The organism is Pseudomonas sp. NPDC089554, assembly GCF_050280645.1.
Classification (GTDB): Bacteria; Pseudomonadota; Gammaproteobacteria; order Pseudomonadales; family Pseudomonadaceae; genus Aquipseudomonas.
Window position 1 is genome coordinate 1 of sequence record NZ_JBNNVR010000034.1, and the last position, 19,180, is coordinate 19,180.

The window sequence follows — 19,180 nt, forward strand, 5'->3', positions numbered from 1 at the left end:
GCAAGCCCGCTCCCACAAGGTTAGCGTCGCTTTCGAGGACCACGCTGTACCTGTGGGAGCGGGCTTGCCCCGCGATTGGGCTGCAACGCAGCCCCTGGATTTATCAGACGCCGTAGCTCATCAGGCGATCGTAACGGCGCTTGAGCAGCGCATCGTTGTCGAGCTTGCCGAGCATGTCCAACTGCTCGATCAGGTCGGCACGAATGCTTGCAGACATCGTCGCAGGGTCACGGTGCGCGCCACCCAGTGGCTCGCCGATGACCTTGTCGACGATATTCAGGCTCTTCAGGCGCTCGGCGGTCACACCCATGGCTTCGGCGGCATCGGCCGCGCGGTCGGCGGTTTTCCACAGGATCGAGGCGCAGCCTTCTGGCGAGATCACCGAATAGGTGGAGTACTGCAGCATGTTCAGCTGGTCGCACACACCGATTGCCAGCGCACCGCCGGAACCGCCCTCGCCGATCACGGTAGCGATGATCGGCGTCTTCAGGCGCGCCATCACGCGCAGGTTCCAGGCGATGGCCTCACTCTGGTTGCGCTCTTCGGCGTCGATGCCTGGGTAAGCGCCCGGGGTATCGATGAAGGTCAGGATCGGCATCTTGAAGCGCTCGGCCATTTCCATCAGGCGGCACGCCTTGCGGTAGCCTTCCGGACGCGGCATGCCGAAGTTGCGGCGTACCTTCTCGCGCACTTCACGGCCCTTCTGGTGGCCGATGATCATTACCGGCTTGCCATCCAGGCGGGCGGTCCCCCCCACGATCGCCGCGTCATCGGAGAAGTGACGGTCGCCGTGCAGTTCTTCGAATTCGCTGAAGATGTGGTCGATGTAGTCCAGGGTGTACGGACGACGCGGGTGACGCGCCAGGCGGGCGATCTGCCAGCTGGTCAGGTTGCCGAAGATGCTTTCGGTCAGGGTGCTGCTCTTGTCTTGCAGACGGGCAATTTCATCGCTGATGTTCAGCGAGTTGTCGTTACCGACCAGGCGCAGCTCTTCGATCTTGGCTTGCAGGTCGGCAATCGGCTGTTCGAAATCGAGGAAATTCGGGTTCATAAGCATCCGTCTAGGGTCTACGGCCAGGCGGCCGGCCGGTTGATCCGTTTGGCGCCATACCTTAAGGGAGTGGCGCGTTCAGGTCGAGATTAAATTCGTCGCTTCAGCGATATTGCAGGAAGACGTTCTCACGCCCGAACTGGTCACGCAGCGCTTGAATCAGGCCGTCGGCAGGGTCGATGGCCCACTGCTCGCCGAACTGCAACATGGCCTTGGCATCGCTGCCGGTGTACTCCAGGGTGATCGGGCAGCCGCCACGGTGACGGGTGATCAATTCGCCCAACCAGGCCAGGCGGTCGCCCTTGAGCGCATCGTGCGCGACTTTCAGGCGCAGGCTCTCGGCCAGCTTGGTGCGCGCATCCTCCATGGTCATCACCTGCTTGACCCGCAGGCGCAGGCCACCAGAGAAGTCATCGTTGCTCACCTCCCCTTCCACCACCACCATGGCGTCGGTCTGCAGCAGGGCTTGGGCGGCCATGAAAGCATCGGCAAACAGCGACGCCTCGATGCGCCCGGAGCGGTCATCCAGGGTGACGAAGCCCATCTTGTCGCCCTTCTTGTTCTTCATCACCCGCAAGGCAATGATCATGCCGGCCACGGTCTGGGTTTCACGCGACGGCTTGAGGTCGATGATGCGCTGGCGGGCGAAACGGCGAATCTCGGTCTCGTACTCGTCGATCGGGTGGCCGGTCAGATACAGACCGAGGGTGTCCTTCTCACCCTTCAAGCGCTCTTTGAGGGTCAGCTCGCGCACCTTGTGGTGGTTGGCGTAGACGTCCGAGTCTTCCTCGACGAACAGCCCACCGAACAGGTCGACGTGGCCACTGTCGGCGGTACGCGCGGTCTGCTCGGCAGCCTTGATCGCCTCTTCCAGCGCCGACAGCAACAGCGCGCGGTTGCGGTCGATATTGGCGTGGTAGGCCTTGATCTCGTCGTGGAAGTGCGGGCCGAGACGGTCCAGGGCGCCGCTGCGGATCAGCGCATCGAGGGTGCGTTTGTTGATGCGTTTCAAGTCAACGCGCTCGCAGAAGTCGAACAGGTCCTTGAACGGCCCGCCCTCGGCACGCGCCTCGACGATCGCCTCCACCGGCCCCTCGCCCACCCCCTTGATCGCACCCAGGCCATAGACGATACGGCCATCGTCGTTGACCGTGAACTTGAAGTCGGAGCTGTTCACATCCGGCGCGTCGAGGCGCAGCTTCATGCTGCGCACTTCCTCGATCAGCACCACCACCTTGTCGGTGTTGTGCATATCCGCCGACAGCACCGCCGCCATGAACGGCGCCGGGTGGTGGGTCTTCAACCAGGCGGTCTGGTACGACACCAGGCCGTAGGCGGCGGAGTGCGACTTGTTGAAGCCGTAGCCTGCGAACTTCTCTACCAAGTCGAAGATGTTGCCCGCAAGATCGCCATCGATCCCGTTGCTGGCACAACCTTCGATGAAGCCGCCGCGCTGCTTGGCCATCTCCTCGGGCTTTTTCTTGCCCATGGCCCGGCGCAGCATGTCGGCGCCGCCCAGGGTGTAGCCGGCCATGACCTGGGCGATCTGCATCACCTGTTCCTGGTACAGGATGATGCCGTAGGTCGGTGCCAGCACCGGTTGCAGGCCATCGTACTGGTAGTCCGGGTGCGGGTAGGCCAACTCGGCGCGGCCGTGCTTGCGGTTGATGAAGTCATCCACCATGCCCGATTGCAGAGGGCCGGGGCGGAACAGGGCCACCAGTGCGATGAGGTCTTCCAGGCAGTCGGGCTTGAGCTTCTTGATCAGCTCCTTCATGCCGCGCGATTCAAGCTGGAACACCGCCGTGGTTTCGGCCTTTTGCAGCAGTTCGTAGGTTTTCTTGTCATCCAATGGGATGAAGTCGATGTTGACGTCCGGCAGGTCTTTCTTGGCCTGCTCGCGGTTGATCGTCTCCATCGCCCACTTGATGATGGTCAGGGTACGCAGGCCGAGGAAGTCGAACTTCACCAGGCCCGCGGCCTCGACGTCGTCCTTGTCGAACTGGGTCACCAGGCCGCCACCTTCTTCGTCACAGGCGATCGGCGAGAAGTCGGTGAGCTTGGTCGGCGCGATCACCACGCCACCGGCGTGCTTGCCGGTGCCGCGAGTGACGCCTTCGAGCTTCAGGGCCATGTCCCAGATCTCGCGGCCATCCTCGTCGCTCTTGAGGAAGTCACGGAGCATTTCTTCCTGCTCGTAGGCCTTCTCCAGGGTCATGCCCACTTCGAACGGGATCATCTTCGACAGCCGGTCGGCCAGGCCGTAGGACTTGCCCTGAACCCGCGCCACGTCACGCACCACCGCCTTGGCGGCCATGGTGCCGAAGGTGATGATCTGGCTGACCGCGTTGCGCCCGTAGGCATCGGCCACGTATTCGATGACCCGGTCGCGACCATCCATGCAGAAGTCGACGTCGAAGTCGGGCATGGAAACCCGCTCAGGGTTGAGGAAGCGCTCGAACAGCAGGTCGTAGGCCAGCGGGTCGAGGTCGGTGATCTTCAGCACGTAGGCCACCAGCGAGCCGGCGCCCGACCCTCGGCCAGGGCCTACCGGCACGCCGTTGTTCTTGGCCCACTTGATGAAGTCCATAACGATCAGGAAGTAACCGGGGAAGCCCATCTGAATGATGATATCCAGCTCGAACTTCAGACGGTCCAGGTAGACCTGGCGCTTCTCTTCGTAATTGGGCGTGGTGTCCTTCGGCCACAGCACGGCCAGGCGCTCTTCCAGGCCTTCATGGGACACATGACGCAGGTAGTCATCGATGCCCATGCCGTTGGGCGTGGGGAAGTCGGGCAGGAAGTGTTTGCCCAACTGCACAGTGATGTTGCAGCGCTTGGCGATTTCCACGGTGTTGGCGATGGCATCGGGCAGGTCGCTGAACAGCTCGGCCATTTCCTGCGCGCTCTTGAGGTACTGCTGGTCGCTGTACTGGCGCGGGCGGCGCGGGTCGTCGAGGGTCCAGCCCTCACCGATGCAGACGCGGGTTTCGTGGGCGTCGAAGTCCGACTGCTTGATGAAACGCACATCGTTGGTCGCCACCAGCGGCGCACCGACCTGGTCGGCCAGGGCCACGGCGGCATGTACGTATTCTTCGTCACCGGCGCGGTTGGTGCGTTGCAGCTCGACATAGAAGCGCCCGGGAAGGATCTGCATCCAGTCGCGCAGCAGTGCCTCGGCCTCGTCGGCCTTGCCCGCCAGCAGGGCCATGCCGATGTCACCTTCGCGCCCTGCCGACAGACCGATCAGCCCCTCGCTGGCCGGGGCGATCCACTCGCGCTGGATGATCACCAGGCCATTGCGCTGGCCGTCTGTCCAGCCACGCGAGATCAGCTCGGTGAGGTTGCGATAGCCCTTGGGGCTCATGGCCAGGAAACAGATACGCGCCAACGGCGCCTCGGGGTCGGCACCGGCCAGCCACAGGTCGGCACCGCAGATCGGCTTGACCCCGGCGCCCATGGCGGTCTTGTAGAACTTCACCAGCGAGCACATGTTGCTCTGGTCGGTGATCGCCACCGCCGGCATGTTCATCCCGGCCAAGGCCTTGGCCAGCGGCTTGATCCGCACCAGGCCGTCGACCAGGGAGAATTCGGAATGCACGCGAAGGTGAACGAAGGAAACCGACATGGGAGATCCTGTAGCGCTGAACGACAAGGGCGGGATTGTAGCGTAAATAGGCGGGCTTTAACGGCTGCAAAAAGAATGGGCCGCTTGGCGGCCCCATTCATCAGATGAGCGAACCGGCAGCCCCCGCGCGGGCCTCCCAGGCTGCGCGCACCGGCGCAAACGAGCGGCGGTGGATGGGCGTAGGCCCAAGACGCGCCAGGGCCTCCAGGTGCACGGGCGTCGGGTAGCCTTTGTGCCCGCCGATGCCATAGCCTGGGTAGATCAGCTCGAATGCGCTCATCTCCCGGTCACGGGTGACCTTGGCCAGGATCGACCACCCCCCGCCCACGCGGGTCAGACGCCGTCTCCACCTTCTCCCCCGTCACGCGAATCGCCTGGATATCGCCCATCTCCCAACCCTGATCCTCCAGCACATAGCCCATCTTCTTCAGCTCATCGGCCACCGGCCCGGTCAACGGCGCATAGCTGTCGTAGTAGATCGTGTCCTTGGGCAGCAGCTGATGGTGCACACGCTGCGCCGCCACCGCTTTCTCAAGCGGCATGCCGAAGTCGTACAGGTTGTTGATGACCTGGAAGATCGACGTGAAGATCCGCGAGCCACCCGGCGTACCTACCACCAGCACCACCTTGCCGTCGCGGGTCATCAGGCTTGGGCTCATGGATGACAACATGCGCTTGCCGGGGGCGATGGCGTTGGCATCGCCACCCACTACACCAAAGGCGTTGGCCGCACCGGGTTTGGCGCTGAAGTCGTCCATCTCATCGTTGAGCAAGAAGCCCGCGCCCTTGACCACCACGCCACTGCCGTAGTCGAGGTTCAGGGTGTAGGTGTTGCTCACCGCATTGCCTTGCTTGTCGATGATCGAGAAATGCGTGGTCTGGTGTGGCTCCAGCCCCGGCCTGACCTTGTCGGTTTCGGAAATGGCGTTGGGGTTGACCTGGGCGGCACGCGTGGCCAGGTAGTCCTTGGCCACCAGCTTGTCGACTGGCACCTGGGTGAAGGCCGGGTCACCGAGATAGTCGGCGCGGTCGGCGAATACGCGCTTCTCGATCTCGGCCAGCAGGTGGATGTATTTCGCCGAGTTGTGCGCCACGCCCTTGAAGTCGTCCGCGCGGTTTTCCTTGATGCCCAGCAACTGGGTCAGGGCCACGCCGCCTGAGCTGGGCGGCGGTGCGGTGTAGACCACGTTGCCGCGCCAGTCGATGGCGATCGGGTCGCGCCACAGGGCCTTGTAGTCCTTGAGGTCGTCCTTGCTGATCAGGCCCTTGTCGGCCTGCATCTGCGCCACCAGCAGGTCGGCGGTCTTGCCCTGGTAGAACTCGCTCACGCCCTTGTCGGCAATGCGCTCCAGGGTTTGCGCCAGCTCCGGCTGCTTGAACAGCTCGCCTACCTGCATGGCGCCGAAATAGTCGTTGAAGTTGGTGACGGTCTTGAACAGGCCCTGGGCGTCATCGCGGTACTGGTACTGCTTCTGCGCCACCTTGAAGCCATTCTGCGCATAGCCGATGGCCGGGGTCAGCAGCTCGCTCCACTTGAGCTTGCCGAACTTCTGGTGCGCCTCCCACAGCCCCATGACCGTGCCCGGCACACCGGCCGCGCGGGCGCCAACCAGGCTGAGGTTCTCGATCACCTCGCCCTTGTCGTCCAGGTACATGGTCTTGGTCGCCGCCTTCGGCGCCACTTCGCGGTAGTCGAGGAAATACGGCTTGCCGTCGACGAACAGGGTCATGAACCCGCCACCGCCGATGTTGCCGGCCTCGGGGTAGGTCACCGCCAGGGTGAAGGCGGTGGCGACGGCGGCATCCACCGCATTGCCGCCCTTCTTCAGGATATCGGCAGCGACCTGTGCGCCATATTGATCGGGAGCAGCCACCGCGCCACCTTCAAGGGTGACAGCAAAAACCTGCGAAACGCTCAGAATAGAGGCCGCCAGGGCCGCAGACTGGAACAGGACGATACGCATGGACACTTCCTTGGTGTTGTTTTTGTTGAGCACCCATTAAGGACGAAGGGCTGCAACTACGCAAACGAACCGAGGAAATTACTACGCAATTTGTAGGATCTGTCGCAGGCAGATAACTCAATAGGCGTACATCGACAGCTTGCGCTGAATGAAATCGAGGAAGCACTGGATGCGCAGCGCCAATTGCGTGTTGCGGTAGTACACCGCATGGATCGGCTGGCGATAGCCGTTGTGGGCCTCGCCCAGCACCACCTGCAAACGCCCGGCGCGGATGTCTTCGTGGGTCATGAAGTGCGACAGGCTGACGATGCCCTCCCCGGCCAGGGCCAGCTGGCGCAGGGTTTCGCCGCTGGAGGCGGTCAGGGCTGGGCGAATGCTCCAGCGGTCACCGTGGGCATGGCGCAACGGCCACTGGTTGAGCGACTCCACCGCGCTGAAGCCGAGCAGGGTATGTTCGGCAAGCGCCTCGACCCTTTCCGGCACCCCGCGGCGCGCCAGGTACTCGGGGCTGGCCAGCACCTGCACCGGGCTGCACCCCAGGTGGCGGGCATGCAGGCTGGAGTCGGCCAGCTCACCGATGCGAATGGCCACGTCGGTGCTTTGCTCGAGCAGGTCGATGATCAGGTCGTCGGTGTTCAGCTCCAGCTCGATCTGCGGGTACTGCTCACGGAATTCGCCGATCCACGGCAGGATGGCATGCAGCATGAACGGAGCCGCGGCGTTGATGCGCAGGCGACCGGAGGGGGTCTGACGGTTCATCGACAGGCGCTCTTCCATGTCGTCCATCTGTTCGAGCACCGCCCGGGCGCGCTCGAGGAAGAAGCGACCTTCCTCGGTGAGGTCCATTCGCCGCGTGGTGCGGTTGACCAGCGTGGTTCCCAGCTTGCCTTCCAGGCGCGACAGCGTGCGGCTGACGGCAGATGGGGTCTGTCCCATCTGCTCGGCGGCGGCGGAGATCGAGCCGCAGTCGATCACCGCAACGAACACCTGGAGCTCTTCGGATCGGGTTTTCACGCGGGGTGGCCTTGGCGGGTCGGGTTTGCTGATGGTAGCCGGATCACTCGGCCTTGCCGAACACTTCGCTCAGGTGCGCCTCATAGGCCGCCACGGTCGCTGGCACGTCCGGGCGCTTCATCACGTCCACGGCCAGGAAGGTCGGCAGGCCGGTCATGCCGAGGAACTGGTTGGCCTTGTGGAACGGGAAGTACACCGCATCCACGCCCTTGCCTTCGAAGAAGTCGGTCGGGTCGTCGAAGGCCTGCTGCGGTGCGTTCCAGGTGGCCGAAATCATGTACTGCTTGCCGTGGATCAAGCCACCGCTGCCGTACTTCTGCGAAGCGTCCGAGCGAGTGCGGCCATCGTTGGCGTACAGGCTGCCGTGGCCGGCGGTGAACACCTCATCGAGGTATTGCTTGACGGTGTAGGGCGCGCCCATCCACCAGCCGGGCATCTGGTAGATCACCACGTCTGCCCACAGGTACTTCTGCACTTCTTCCTGCACGTCGTAGCCGCCGTCGATGAAGGTTTGCTGCACATCGAAGCCGGCGCGGTCCAGGTACGCCATGGCGGCGTCGTGCAGGGTGGCGTTCAGGCGGCCGTCGGAGTGAGCGAACTGTTTGCCACCGTTGATCAGGAGAATCTTTTTCATGGGAAGCCTCGCAAGTGTGCTGCCGGTCCGCAGACCAAGCCAAAAAGGAATGGCAGCAGATTAAGCACTTGCGGGCATGGGAAAAAGCGTGGAGCAAGCAAATGACCTTTGCGTATAAAGCACGAATATGACGCCAATTATTGCAACCGAATCTTCCTACAACCTAACCGTTGATCAACAAGTGCCCACCGAGTAACGCCAGGCCAATGAAGAAGCAGCGCTTGAACAGCGCCGCGCTGATGCGCTGGCGCAGCCATTGGCCAAAGAACATGCCCAGCAGCGCAGGCGCCAGCATCAGCATTGAGGCACCCAGGGCCTGGCTGCCGAGGGCGTCCTGCCCGGCCAGGCCTAGCGCCAGGGCGAGCGTCGAGACGGTGAACGACAAGCCCAACGCCTGGACCATCTCGTCGCGGCTCAACCCCAGGCTTTGTAAGTAAGGCACGGCCGGCATCACGAACACCCCGGTGGCCGCCGTGACCACGCCGGTCAGCAAGCCACACAGCGGGCCGAGCCACCACTCCCAGCGAGCAGCCACGCGCAAACCAGGGCCCGCCAGGCCATACAGCGCGTACACCAGCAGCGCACCACCCAGCGCGTGAACAGCCCATGGCCCGCTGTCGATGCCCAACCAGGCGCTCCCCACAAGCGTGCCCACGAAGATCATCAGCAACATGCCCGCCAGGCGCCGCAGCAACCCCAGCAAGTGCCCGCCCGTTGCCAGCTGCCACAGGTTGGTGAGGGTCGAGGGGACGATCAGCAAAGCGGCAGCCTGCGCCGGAGGCAGAGCCAGACCCAGCAAGCCCATGGCGATGGTCGGCAGACCAAGGCCGATCACGCCCTTGACCGCGCCCGCCAGCAGGAAGGTGAAGAGCACCAGCAACGAGAGTGCCGGGCCGAGGTTCTGGTACATCGCGATAAAGGTATCCATGGCGCCATCCTGCGCCTGGCGCGGCGCAATGAAAATCTGCCATATACTCACCCAGACTCTTACCAGGACAGAGGCTGATGCATTTCGACCTGACCGACCTCACCCTGTTCCGCCACACCCTGGAGTGCGGCAACATCACTGCGGGCGCGCGCCGCAGCCACCTGTCGCTGCCTGCCGCCAGCGCACGCATCCGGGCGATGGAGGCCTCGCTGGGTATCGCGCTGCTCGAGCGCAACCGCCGTGGCGTGCAGGCGACACCCGCCGGGCAGGCCCTGCTGCAACACGCACGGCTGATCGGCCAGCAGGTCGAGCGCCTGCAATTCGACCTCGCGCAGTACGCCCAGGGCCAGCACGGCCAGGTACGCCTGCTGTGCAATACCGCAGCGCTCACCGAGTACCTGCCGGAGCTGTTGGCAGGCTACCTGTCAGCGCACCCGGCGGTGAGTGTCGACGTGCAGGAGTTGCCGAGCCTGCGCATCGTGCAGTCGGTCACCCAGGGCATGGCCGACCTGGGCATCATTTCCAGCGCGGCGCCCAGCGAGCATCTGCAAGTGCGGCCGTTTCGCGACGACCCGCTGGTGCTGGTGATGCCCGCCAACCATGCGCTGGCCACGCACCCAGCGCCGAGCTTCGTCGACAGCCTTGCCCATGGTTATGTCGGGCTTGGCGCCGATAGTGCGCTGGCCTTGCACCTCGAGGAACAGGCGCTGCGCATGGGCCGTCGGATGCAGGTGCGGGTGCGGGCCGAGGGGTTCGATGGGGTGATTCGCATGGTCGCCGGTGGGGCGGGGGTTGGGGTGGTGCCGTTGGCGTCGGTGCGGCGCTGGGAGGGGGTGCTGGGGTTGCGGTGGGTGGCGCTGGAGGAGGATTGGGCGCGGCGCAGGTTGCAGTTGTGCGCCAGGGATTTTGCGGCGTTGCCGGGGTATGCGGCGGCGTTGGTCGAGTGGTTGGAGCCAGGTTCCAGCTGAGGCAGTAGCGCCCTATTCGCGGGCAAGCCCGCTCCTACAAGGATCACATCGCCCTCTGTAGGAGCGGGCTTGTCGGGGCGCCGAACCGCCGCGAAAGGGCCGGTACTGTCACCCCATCAGAACAGCTTGATCGTATAGCTCAGGATCAACCGGTTCTCATCGATATCCGTCCGGTAGTTCGACCGCGCAACCACGTTGCGAATACGCACCCCAACCCCCTCGAACAGACCGCTCTGCACCACATAGGCCAGGTCCAGGTCGCGCTCCCAGTCACGCCCCTCGAAGCCCAGCCCGGTGTCCACGTCACGTCCCTTCACGTAGCGCAGGGTCGAGGTCAGCCCCGGAATCCCCAGCGCCACGAAGTTGTAGTCATGGCGCACCTGCCACGAACGCTCGCCGGGTGCAGCGAACTCGTAGGTAGGCAGCGTGTTGCCCATCGGGTTGGTGTTGGCGCCGACCTGGATGAAGCCATCGTCGCCACCGATCTGCTGGTAACCCACATAGAACGTATGCCCGCCATGCTTGGCCGAGAACAGGCTGTAGAAAGCATTGTTGTCGTAGTTACCGGCGATCTTGCGGCCATCTTCCTTGGCATCGAAATAGCCGGCATTGACCCCCAGCGTCCATTTGCCCACAGGCTCGGCGTGCTTGAGGTTGTAGAAACGCTGCTGGTAGATGTCCTCCAGCTGCGCCTGCCACAGCGCCACGCTAGTGCGGTTGCTGTTGAACGCATACTCGGCGCCAGCGTAGTTGAAGCGGTCGCTGGTAAAACGCGCCAGGCGATTCGGGTTGATCGGGTCGTTGACCAGCGCGTACATGTCCTGGCCATTGGACGAGTCACGCAGGCGCGTGGAGCGGAACTGGCCGGCGTTCAGCGTCAGCCCCGGCAACTCGCGGGACTCGATCATCGCGCCCTGGTAAGTGGGCGGCAGCAAGCGCAGGTCGCTGAAGGTCAGCACCGGCAGGTTGGGCATCAGCTCGCCCACCTTCAGTTCGGTCTTGGACACCTTTAACTTGATCGCCCCGCCCAGGCGGCTGTATTCATCCGCCGACTCGCCGTTGGCGTGGGTGGGTAGCAGCCCGGACTTGGCGCGGTCGCGGCTGCTGTCGAGCTTGATGCCGAGCAGGCCGATCACATCCACGCCCACCCCGACCGGGCCTTGGGTGTAGCCGGAACTGGCATTGAGGATGAAGCCCTGGGCCCACTCCTCGGTCTTGGACTGGGTGCTACCCCCGCGAATATCCGAGTAATCGCGGCTGAAGTAATAATTTCGCGCCTGCAAGGTAGCGCGGGCACCCTCGATGAAACCCGCCTCCTCGGCCTTGGCCTCACCACACAGGGCGGCGGCGACACAGCCGCTGGCCAGGCACGCCACCGAATTGAAACGCTGTTGAATCTGCACACTCATGACACTGCTCCTGAAATTCGGGCAACAGCGATCCGTCGCGGGGGCCTTGGGCCATCCACGGGGCGGATGCAGTTGAAGAGGGATCGGCAAGCGGGCTCAGGGCCCGCCTGCGCTGCCGTTGCGAAAAGCCGGTCGCGCGCTTAGCGGTTGACCAGCTTGGCCGGCAACGCGATCACCAGGAAGCAGCTAAGAATCAGGCAGCCTGCGAACGCCCACAGCGCCGCATGCGAGGTGCCGGTCAGGTCGGTGACGATACCCATCAGCGAGTTGCTCACCAGGCCCGCGATGTTGGCCAGCGAACAAGCCAGGGCGAAACCGGTGGCTGCTGCGGTGCCTTTCAGGAACGTGGCCGGCAAGCTGAAGAACACCGGCACCGCTCCGATGATCGCCGCCGAGGCGATGGCGAACAGGGTCACGGTCATCACCAGGTTCTGGCTGAACAAGGTGCTCGATGCCATGGCGATAGCGCCGATGATGAACGGCACGATGATGTGCCAGCGGCGTTCGCGGTGACGGTCGGAACTGGCGCCGATCATCAGCATGCCGGCCAGCGCGGCCAGGCTTGGAATGGCGGTGAGCAAACCAATGTGGAAGGTGTCGCTGACCCCGGCATCGCGAATGAAGGTCGGCATCCAGAAGCCCATGGCGTAGGCGCTGAGCAGGATCGAGAAGTCGATGCCACCGAGCATCCACACCTTCAGGTTGAAGAAGCCGTCGCGGAAGCTGTGCTTGCTGCCCTTGCCTTCGGCATCGTCGGCAGCCAGGTCGCTGGCCAGGTGCGCTTTCTCGTCATCGTTCAGCCACTTGGCTTCCTGGAAGCGGTTGGGCAGCGCCCAGAAGGTCAGGATGCCCAACAGCACGCTGGGGATGGCTTCCAGCAGGAACAGCCACTGCCAACCATGCAGGCCGCTGACCTGGTCGAAGTGGCTCATGATCCAGCCGGAAATCGGCCCGCCGATCACGCTCGACAGCGGCAGCCCGATCATGAACAGGGCAATGATGCGCCCACGTCGATAGGTGGGGTACCACATGGTCAGGTAGTACAGCACGCCCGGCAGGAAGCCCGCCTCGGCGGCGCCCAGCAAGAAGCGCAGGATGTAGAACTGGGTGGTGCTGGTGACGAACATGGTGCAGGCCGACAGCAGGCCCCAGGTGATCATGATGCGGGCGATCCAGATCTTCGCGCCGACACGCTCCAGGATCAGGTTGCTGGGCACCTCGAAGATGATATAGCCGACGAAGAACAGCCCCGCACCCAGGCCATAGGCCGCGGTGCTGAACTGCAGGTCCTCGAGCATCTGCAACTTGGCAAAGCCCACGTTGATGCGGTCCAGATAAGCTGCGAGGTAGCAGAAGCACAGGAAGGGAATGAGCCTCCATGTGATCTTGCGGTAAAGCGCTTGAGTACCATGGTCGGTATCGCTGTGGACCGTGGTTGCATTCGCAATTGGCATTGTGTGTCTCCTGGCGGCGACTTTGTGGTTGTTTTTAGGCCAGCAGTTTCCGACGCTCCAGGAGCGCCATGAACTACAGGCGGCTATCCAGGGCAGCGTCACAAGACCCCGAGCGCTCCTGCGGGGTGGTTCCGCCCCCTACTGCGGGCGGTGATGGGAACGGGCTTCCCGCGCCGTTCCTCGATAGTTATGGGTACAGCAGGTGGCAGGCTCAGTCGGCCAGGCGCACCAGGTGTTGCATGGCTTCCTGCCGGCTGACGACATCGCCGTACTTGCTGTCGATGTCGAACAGGTTGGCTTCGTGCGGGGCGTGGTGTCGGTCACCCACGCACTCGCGCACCACGATGGTCCGGAACCCATGCTGCACGGCATCTACCGCAGTGGCGCGAATGCAGCCACTGGTGGAGCAGCCGGCCAACACCACGGTATCCACACCTTGGGCATGCAGCAGCGAGGCCAGGCTGGTGCCGAAGAACGCACTGGCGTACTGCTTGCTGATGACCGTCTCCTCGGTACGGGGCGCCACGTCGGCACAGAAAGCCGCCAGCGGGTTGCCTTCGACCATGTCTTTCATGACCGGCGCCTTGCGTACCCATACGCCGCCATCGGCGAAATGCCCGGGCTGGTAGCGAATGTTGGTGTGCACCACCAGGGTACCGCTTTCGCGGGCTTGTGCCAGCAGGCCGGCGGCCTGTTCGACGGCCGTCACCACGCCTTCGGCGTACAACGGCGCGCCGGGGGTGGTGTAGCCCTTCATGAAGTCGATCATCAGCAAGGCGGGCTTCTTGCCGAAGCCGATGCGCTGGCCCCACACGCCCTGGTAGTTGTCGCTGGCGCTCTGTGCGTCGCTCATGTTCACCTCCGCTTTTCAGTACGCGCCCGACAGCAGGGCACCGGCACCGGGTACGACCGGTTCCAGGTCCAGCGCCTTGAGCATGGCGTAGGTGGTGGCAATCGCTGCGGTGACCACCGGCTTGCCGGTCAGCGCCTCGACCTTGGCGACCGCGGGCAGCGACTGCATCTGCACGCACGCCGACAGCACGATCACATCGACGCCTTCGAGGTTCATGCCGGCCACGATGGCAGGCAGGTTGGCCGGGTCATGGCGGGCCACGGCGAGGTTGTCGGGAATTTCCAGAGCGCGCCAGTCCTGCACCTCGAAGCCTTCCTCGCGGATGTAGTTCACCACCAGCTCCGTCAGCGGCTTCATGTACGGCGCGACGATGGCGATGCGCTTGGCCTTCATCACGTGCAAGGCTTCTACCAGGGCACCGGCACTGGTGATCACCGGGGCCAGGGCGTCGTTGTCGGCGGTGGCTTTCTGAAGGCGTTTTTCCGATTGGCGGTGGTAGCCCAGCCCCATGGCCATGATCGCCACCAGGCAGGCATAGCCCAGCACATCGACCTTGGCGTCGGACAGCTCCACTGCGCAGCGGTCGGACTCGGCATCCATCGCCGCCAGTTCTTCCTTCTTCACCTGCTTCATGCGCATGCGCGCGGAGTGGAAGGTGAAACGCTCGGGACGAATGGCCTGGCGTGCGGTGAGCATCGCCGGGATCTCGGTTTCCATGGTGGTGTTCGAGCTCGGCACGATCTGGCCGATACGGTAAAGCTTGGTCATGTTGCGCTCCTTCAAACGAGGGGTTGGCCGAGGAAATCGCCGAATGCGGCGAAGAAACCTTCCAGGTCATCCCAGGGAATCATGTGGCCGGCGTCGTCGACGTGGACGACCTGGATATCCGGCTTCAGCTCGCGGATCTCGGCCACGTCCTGGGCCTGGATCACCCCGCCGCGCCCAGCCACCATCAGCAGCGCCGGCTGGCGTACGGCGGGCAGGTACTGGTGGATGTCCACCGTGTGGAAGTCCTCGAAAGCACGCACGATGGCCGGCTCATAGCAGGTGTGCAGCCACTCGGCGCGCAGTTGCAGTTGCTCGTCGCTCCAGCTCGCGCAGAAGGCGCGCATGTCGTCGCCGGTCATGCCGACAGTGGCCTGGCGGATCGAGTCGACGTACCACGGCAGCTTGCTGGGGTACTCACGGCGGCCCGGGCCGGACACTGGTGGGTCCACCAGCACCAGGCGTTTCAGGCCAGGCGCGCCTTGGGCGGCTGCGCGAATGGCGAAGCGCGCGCCCATCGAATGGCCGACCAGGTCATAGGCCTCGAGGCCCAGGGCCTGGGCGAACGCCGGGATGTCGGCTGCGCAGGCATCGGTGCCGTAGTCCAGTTCAGGGCCGGTGGACGACAGGCCGCGGCCACGCACGTCCAGCACATAGGTGTCGAAGTGACGGCCCAGGCGCTCGGCGACGAAGCCCCAGGTGATCGCCGGGCTGGTGATGCCCGGCACCAGGATCAGCGCCGGGCCTTTGCCGCCATAGCGCAGGTAGTGCTGGCGGATGCCATTGGCGTTGACGTTGCCCCCTTCGACGAAGGTGCTCATGCCGCCTCCCCGCTTTTCAGCTCCTGGCCGTACAAGTCGTAGCCGTAGACCCAGGCCGGGTCTTCCTGGGTGTAGAGGAAGGTGTTGGCGTTGGACACCGCCTGCACCCGCGAGGCGCGTTCCTTGCGGTTGGCTTCATAGAGCGCGAAGGCAGTGCGGTGGTCGGACAGCCCGACTTCCTGCAAGCAGCGGGTGAGCATGGCGGCGTCTTCGATGGCCATGCACGCGCCCTGGGCCATGTGCGGCTTCATCGGGTGGCAGGCATCGCCCAGCAGCACCAGGCGGCCACGGCTCCACAGCGGCAGCGGGTTGCGGTTGCGCAGCGGCCACTTGGTGATGGACTCGGTGGCGCCAATCAGCTTCTGTACGGTGGGGTGGTAGCCCTCGAAGGCCGCCCGCATTTCTTCCTGGTTGCTGTCCACGTAAGGACCTTGGAAGTCCCAGGCTTCGTGGGGTACACCGGTGACGAAGTAGTACTCGTCGCGCTTGCCGGTGGTGTAGTAGACCATCATGTGGCGATCGTCCGTCCACCACTTCACGCAGTCCTCGAACACATCGGCGTGCTGCCTCAATTGCTCGCCGCGAATCAGTGCGCGGTGGGCGACCCAGCCGCTGTAGATAGGCGCTTCGACGCCCAGCAGCTCTTCGCGAATTTTCGAATGGATGCCATCGGCGCCGATGACGATATCGGCCACGGTGTGGGTGCCGTCGGCGAAGTCCAGGCGCACCTGGTCGCCCTCGTCGACGATCTTCTCCAGGCGCTTGCCGAAGTGCACGGTGCCCGGCTTGATCGCCTCGATCTGCAACGCATGCAGGTCGCCGCGGTGGATGGTGATGTACGAGGCGCCGTACTCGCGGCGGGCGAACTCGCCCAGCGGGATGCGCGACAGGTAGTCGCCGGTCTGGCCGTCGCGGCTGAACCAGAAGTCTGGGTGCGAGCTCATCAGCTCCAGCTTCTGCTCCAGGCCCATGCGCCGGAAGATCTTCATCACGTTCGGGCCGATGTGAATGCCCGCGCCCAGCCGGGTGAACTCCGGCGCCTGTTCGAACACTTCGACATCGAAGCCTGCCTGCTGCAACAACGTCGCGGCGGCGGCACCACCCAGCCCTGCACCGACGATCGCGATTTTCTGCTTACCCCGCATGGGCGTGTCTCCTCTTGTTCTGACGGATCGCAAGCGGCGGTCCCGCTCGACGTTTTTATAGTGTATGCACTGTATTTTTTTAAAGTGAAGATCCTTGGTTAAGATATTTTCAAACAACCGATTGAACTCGACGAACGGCCTACCGTTACCGTATTTCTTGGCATATGTGTTGATGGGTAACGTTTGAAGACGGTGCTTGCGCTCCGCTTATGGATGCGCTTTTATTCTACAAATAGGGTGTACACACTATTACTTCGCACCAAGACGAAGCGCAAGGCACCGCCGTGGTGCAGCGCTCAGGAGAGAACCGATGCCGGTTAGCAACGCAGAACTGACCCAGATGTTCGAGCACGTGCTCAAGCTGTCCCGCGTGGACGAAACCCAGAGCGTGGCCGTGCTCAAGAGCCACTATTCCGACCCGCGCACGGTGAGTGCCGCCATGGAAGCCGCGCAGCGCCTGAAGGCCAAGGTCTATGCCGTGGAGCTGCCATCGTTCAACCACCCCACCGCCATGGGCAACGACATGACCGCCTACTGCGGCGACACTGCGCTCACCGGCAACCTCGCTGCACAGCGTGCGCTGGAGGCAGCCGACCTGGTCGTCGACACCATGATGCTGCTGCACTCCCCCGAGCAGGAGCAGATCCTCAAGACCGGCACGCGCATCCTGCTGGCGGTGGAGCCCCCGGAAGTGCTGGCGCGCATGCTGCCGACCGAGGACGACAAGCGCCGCGTGCTGGCGTCTGAAGTGCTGCTCAAGCAAGCCCGCAGCATGCACGTGCGCTCCAAGGCCGGCAGCGACTTCCACGCCCCGCTGGGCCAGTACCCAGCGGTTACCGAGTACGGTTACGCCGACGAGCCGGGCCGTTGGGACCACTGGCCCAGCGGTTTCTTGTTCACCTGGCCGAACGAAGACAGCGCCGAAGGCACGCTGGTGCTGGACGTGGGCGATATCGTGCTGCCGTTCAAGAACTACTGCCGCGAGCGCATCACCCTGGAGATCGAAAAGGGCTTCATCACCGGCATTCACGGCGGCTTCGAGGCCGAGTACCTGCGCGACTACATGAAGTATTTCAACGACCCCGAGGTGTACGGCATCTCGCACATCGGCTGGGGCCTGCAACCGCGCGCGCAGTGGACCGCCATGGGCCTGCACGACCGCAACGACGGCATGTGCATGGACGCCCGTGCGTTCTACGGCAACTTCCTGTTCTCCACCGGCCCCAACACCGAGGTCGGCGGCAAGCGCAAAACCCCATGCCACCTGGACATCCCGCTGCGCAACTGCGACATCTACCTCGACGACCAGGCCGTGGTCATGGCCGGCGACGTGGTCTTCCCCGAGGCTTCCAAAGCTCGCTAGCACTGAAACGTGGCTTGGTTATACTGGCCGGGCGCTCCACAACCGGGGGCCGGCCAGCCCAACCCACACAGCCCAAGCCCTCCCATGCCGAAAAAACCTACCCCCGCCCCACTCGACACCACGCCCTACGACGTTACCGAACAGATCGGCCACTTGTTGCGCAAGGCCTACCAGCGGCACACGGCGATCTTCCAGCAGCAGGCCTGTGACCCGCAGCTCACCTCGATCCAGTTCGTCACCCTGTGCGCCCTGCGCGACCATGGGCCGAGCTCCCAGGCCGAGCTGATCAAGGCCACGGCGGTGGACCAGGCGACCATTCGCGGCATCGTCGAACGCCTCAAGGCCCGTGGCTTGATCCAGCTTTCGCCCGACCCGGATGACCGGCGCAAGGTGATCGTCGAGCTCACGCCCGAGGGCGGTGCATTGCTCGATGCGATGATTCCCTGTGCCCGGCAGATCAGCGAACTGAGCATGGGCAGCCTGAATGCCGGGGAGCGCGTGGCGATCCTGTTCCTGCTGCGCAAGATGATCGACAGCGACGAAGCTGCCGGCTGATTGCCCCCTGGGGGCGCGTAGCGGCCCCAAGCTTTCCTCAAAATCCCCCTGGCCTGCTTCTTGCCTACTCATTTCATGTAGTGAGCACTTACCGAAAAAGACGCACCGATTGAGTCTTTTGGTAGCGCCCCCGGAGATGAGCAAGCCATGCAAGAAGACCTCACCCTGCGAATCAACGGCCAGACCGTCACGGTCGATGCCGAACCCGACACCCCGCTGCTGCTGGTGCTGCGCAACGACCTGTGCCTGAACGGCCCGAAATATGGCTGCGGCCTGGGCGAATGCGGCGCCTGCACAGTGATCATCGATGGCGTGGCCGCGCGTTCCTGCGTGATCCCACTGGCCGGCGCCCTGGGCCGCGAGGTGACCACCCTCGAAGGCCTGGGCTGCAAGGCCGCGCCACACCCGGTGCAACAGGCGTTCATCGATGAGCAGGCGGCGCAGTGCGGCTACTGCATGAACGGCATGATCATGACCGCCAAGGCCCTGCTCGACCGCATTCCCACCCCCAGTGACGAACAGATCCGCAACGAACTGTCGGGCAACCTGTGCCGCTGCGGCACCCACGTCGAAATCCTGCGCGCCGTGCGCCGCGCGGCTGGCCGCCAGGCCTGAGTACCGGAGACAA

The 19,180-nt window shown here is 63.9% G+C and carries 16 protein-coding genes and 1 pseudogene; 4 read left to right on the top strand and 13 right to left on the bottom strand.

Going from position 1 to position 19,180, the window contains the following annotated elements; all coding sequences use genetic code 11:
* Positions 1 to 103: 103 nt before the first annotated feature.
* The 7 genes and pseudogenes from ACQKPE_RS12490 to ACQKPE_RS12520 all read right to left on the bottom strand — a co-directional run bounded on the left by ACQKPE_RS12490 (position 104) and on the right by ACQKPE_RS12520 (position 9,219).
* Positions 104 to 1,051: an acetyl-CoA carboxylase carboxyltransferase subunit alpha gene (locus ACQKPE_RS12490; RefSeq protein ID WP_427666211.1), complete on the bottom strand. Its 948-nt coding sequence runs from the start codon at positions 1,049 to 1,051 to the stop codon at positions 104 to 106.
* 103 nt (positions 1,052 to 1,154) lie between these two features.
* Positions 1,155 to 4,679, bottom strand: a complete 3,525-nt coding sequence (gene dnaE / locus ACQKPE_RS12495; protein WP_427666213.1) for a DNA polymerase III subunit alpha — start codon at positions 4,677 to 4,679, stop codon at positions 1,155 to 1,157.
* A 100-nt stretch (positions 4,680 to 4,779) separates the two neighbouring features.
* Positions 4,780 to 4,992: pseudogene (locus tag ACQKPE_RS12500) on the bottom strand (ribonuclease HII); the annotation flags it as partial.
* Positions 4,967 to 6,643 (bottom strand): gamma-glutamyltransferase, encoded by a 1,677-nt coding sequence (ggt, locus tag ACQKPE_RS12505; protein WP_427666215.1) that lies wholly within the window; start codon positions 6,641 to 6,643, stop codon positions 4,967 to 4,969. The pseudogene ACQKPE_RS12500 and the gene ggt, both read right to left, overlap by 26 nt.
* A 117-nt stretch (positions 6,644 to 6,760) precedes the next feature.
* Complete coding sequence (locus ACQKPE_RS12510; RefSeq protein WP_427666217.1) at positions 6,761 to 7,657, bottom strand: LysR family transcriptional regulator; 897 nt, start codon at positions 7,655 to 7,657, stop codon at positions 6,761 to 6,763.
* A gap of 43 nt (positions 7,658 to 7,700) precedes the next feature.
* Positions 7,701 to 8,291: an NAD(P)H-dependent oxidoreductase gene (locus ACQKPE_RS12515; protein ID WP_427666219.1), complete on the bottom strand. Its 591-nt coding sequence runs from the start codon at positions 8,289 to 8,291 to the stop codon at positions 7,701 to 7,703.
* Between the two features lie 163 nt (positions 8,292 to 8,454).
* On the bottom strand, positions 8,455 to 9,219 hold the full coding sequence (locus ACQKPE_RS12520; RefSeq protein WP_427666221.1) for a sulfite exporter TauE/SafE family protein: 765 nt from the start codon (positions 9,217 to 9,219) through the stop codon (positions 8,455 to 8,457).
* 77 nt (positions 9,220 to 9,296) lie between these two features.
* Between ACQKPE_RS12520 and ACQKPE_RS12525 the strand changes: the two genes are divergently transcribed.
* Positions 9,297 to 10,187, top strand: a complete 891-nt coding sequence (locus ACQKPE_RS12525) for a LysR substrate-binding domain-containing protein (protein WP_427666223.1) — start codon at positions 9,297 to 9,299, stop codon at positions 10,185 to 10,187.
* Positions 10,188 to 10,303: 116 nt separating this feature from the next.
* On the opposite strand, the gene ACQKPE_RS12530 is transcribed toward ACQKPE_RS12525, so the two are convergent.
* From ACQKPE_RS12530 to ACQKPE_RS12555, 6 genes are all read right to left on the bottom strand, one after another.
* Positions 10,304 to 11,596, bottom strand: coding sequence for an OprD family porin (locus tag ACQKPE_RS12530; RefSeq protein ID WP_427666225.1), 1,293 nt, complete (start codon positions 11,594 to 11,596; stop codon positions 10,304 to 10,306).
* Positions 11,597 to 11,736: 140 nt separating this feature from the next.
* Complete coding sequence (locus tag ACQKPE_RS12535; RefSeq protein WP_427666227.1) at positions 11,737 to 13,050, bottom strand: MFS transporter; 1,314 nt, start codon at positions 13,048 to 13,050, stop codon at positions 11,737 to 11,739.
* Between the two features lie 211 nt (positions 13,051 to 13,261).
* On the bottom strand, positions 13,262 to 13,903 hold the full coding sequence (locus ACQKPE_RS12540; RefSeq protein ID WP_427666229.1) for an N-carbamoylsarcosine amidohydrolase: 642 nt from the start codon (positions 13,901 to 13,903) through the stop codon (positions 13,262 to 13,264).
* A 15-nt stretch (positions 13,904 to 13,918) separates the two neighbouring features.
* The gene (locus ACQKPE_RS12545) at positions 13,919 to 14,671 is read right to left on the bottom strand and encodes a maleate cis-trans isomerase family protein (protein ID WP_427666231.1); all 753 of its coding nucleotides are present in this window, start codon (positions 14,669 to 14,671) and stop codon (positions 13,919 to 13,921) included.
* Between the two features lie 11 nt (positions 14,672 to 14,682).
* Positions 14,683 to 15,489 carry an N-formylmaleamate deformylase gene (nicD, locus tag ACQKPE_RS12550; protein WP_427666233.1) on the bottom strand — a complete coding sequence of 269 codons (807 nt, stop codon included), beginning with the start codon at positions 15,487 to 15,489 and terminating at the stop codon, positions 14,683 to 14,685.
* Positions 15,486 to 16,634 carry an FAD-dependent monooxygenase gene (locus ACQKPE_RS12555; RefSeq protein ID WP_427666235.1) on the bottom strand — a complete coding sequence of 383 codons (1,149 nt, stop codon included), beginning with the start codon at positions 16,632 to 16,634 and terminating at the stop codon, positions 15,486 to 15,488. The genes nicD and ACQKPE_RS12555 overlap by 4 nt, the downstream gene beginning before the upstream one ends.
* A 310-nt stretch (positions 16,635 to 16,944) precedes the next feature.
* Between ACQKPE_RS12555 and ACQKPE_RS12560 the strand changes: the two genes are divergently transcribed.
* The 3 genes from ACQKPE_RS12560 (at position 16,945) to ACQKPE_RS12570 (ending at position 19,167) form a co-directional block, all read left to right on the top strand.
* Complete coding sequence (locus ACQKPE_RS12560; protein WP_427666237.1) at positions 16,945 to 17,997, top strand: 2,5-dihydroxypyridine 5,6-dioxygenase; 1,053 nt, start codon at positions 16,945 to 16,947, stop codon at positions 17,995 to 17,997.
* Positions 17,998 to 18,081: 84 nt separating this feature from the next.
* Positions 18,082 to 18,552: a MarR family winged helix-turn-helix transcriptional regulator gene (locus tag ACQKPE_RS12565; RefSeq protein WP_427666239.1), complete on the top strand. Its 471-nt coding sequence runs from the start codon at positions 18,082 to 18,084 to the stop codon at positions 18,550 to 18,552.
* Positions 18,553 to 18,699: 147 nt separating this feature from the next.
* Positions 18,700 to 19,167 (top strand): (2Fe-2S)-binding protein, encoded by a 468-nt coding sequence (locus ACQKPE_RS12570; protein WP_427666241.1) that lies wholly within the window; start codon positions 18,700 to 18,702, stop codon positions 19,165 to 19,167.
* Positions 19,168 to 19,180: the final 13 nt, after the last annotated feature.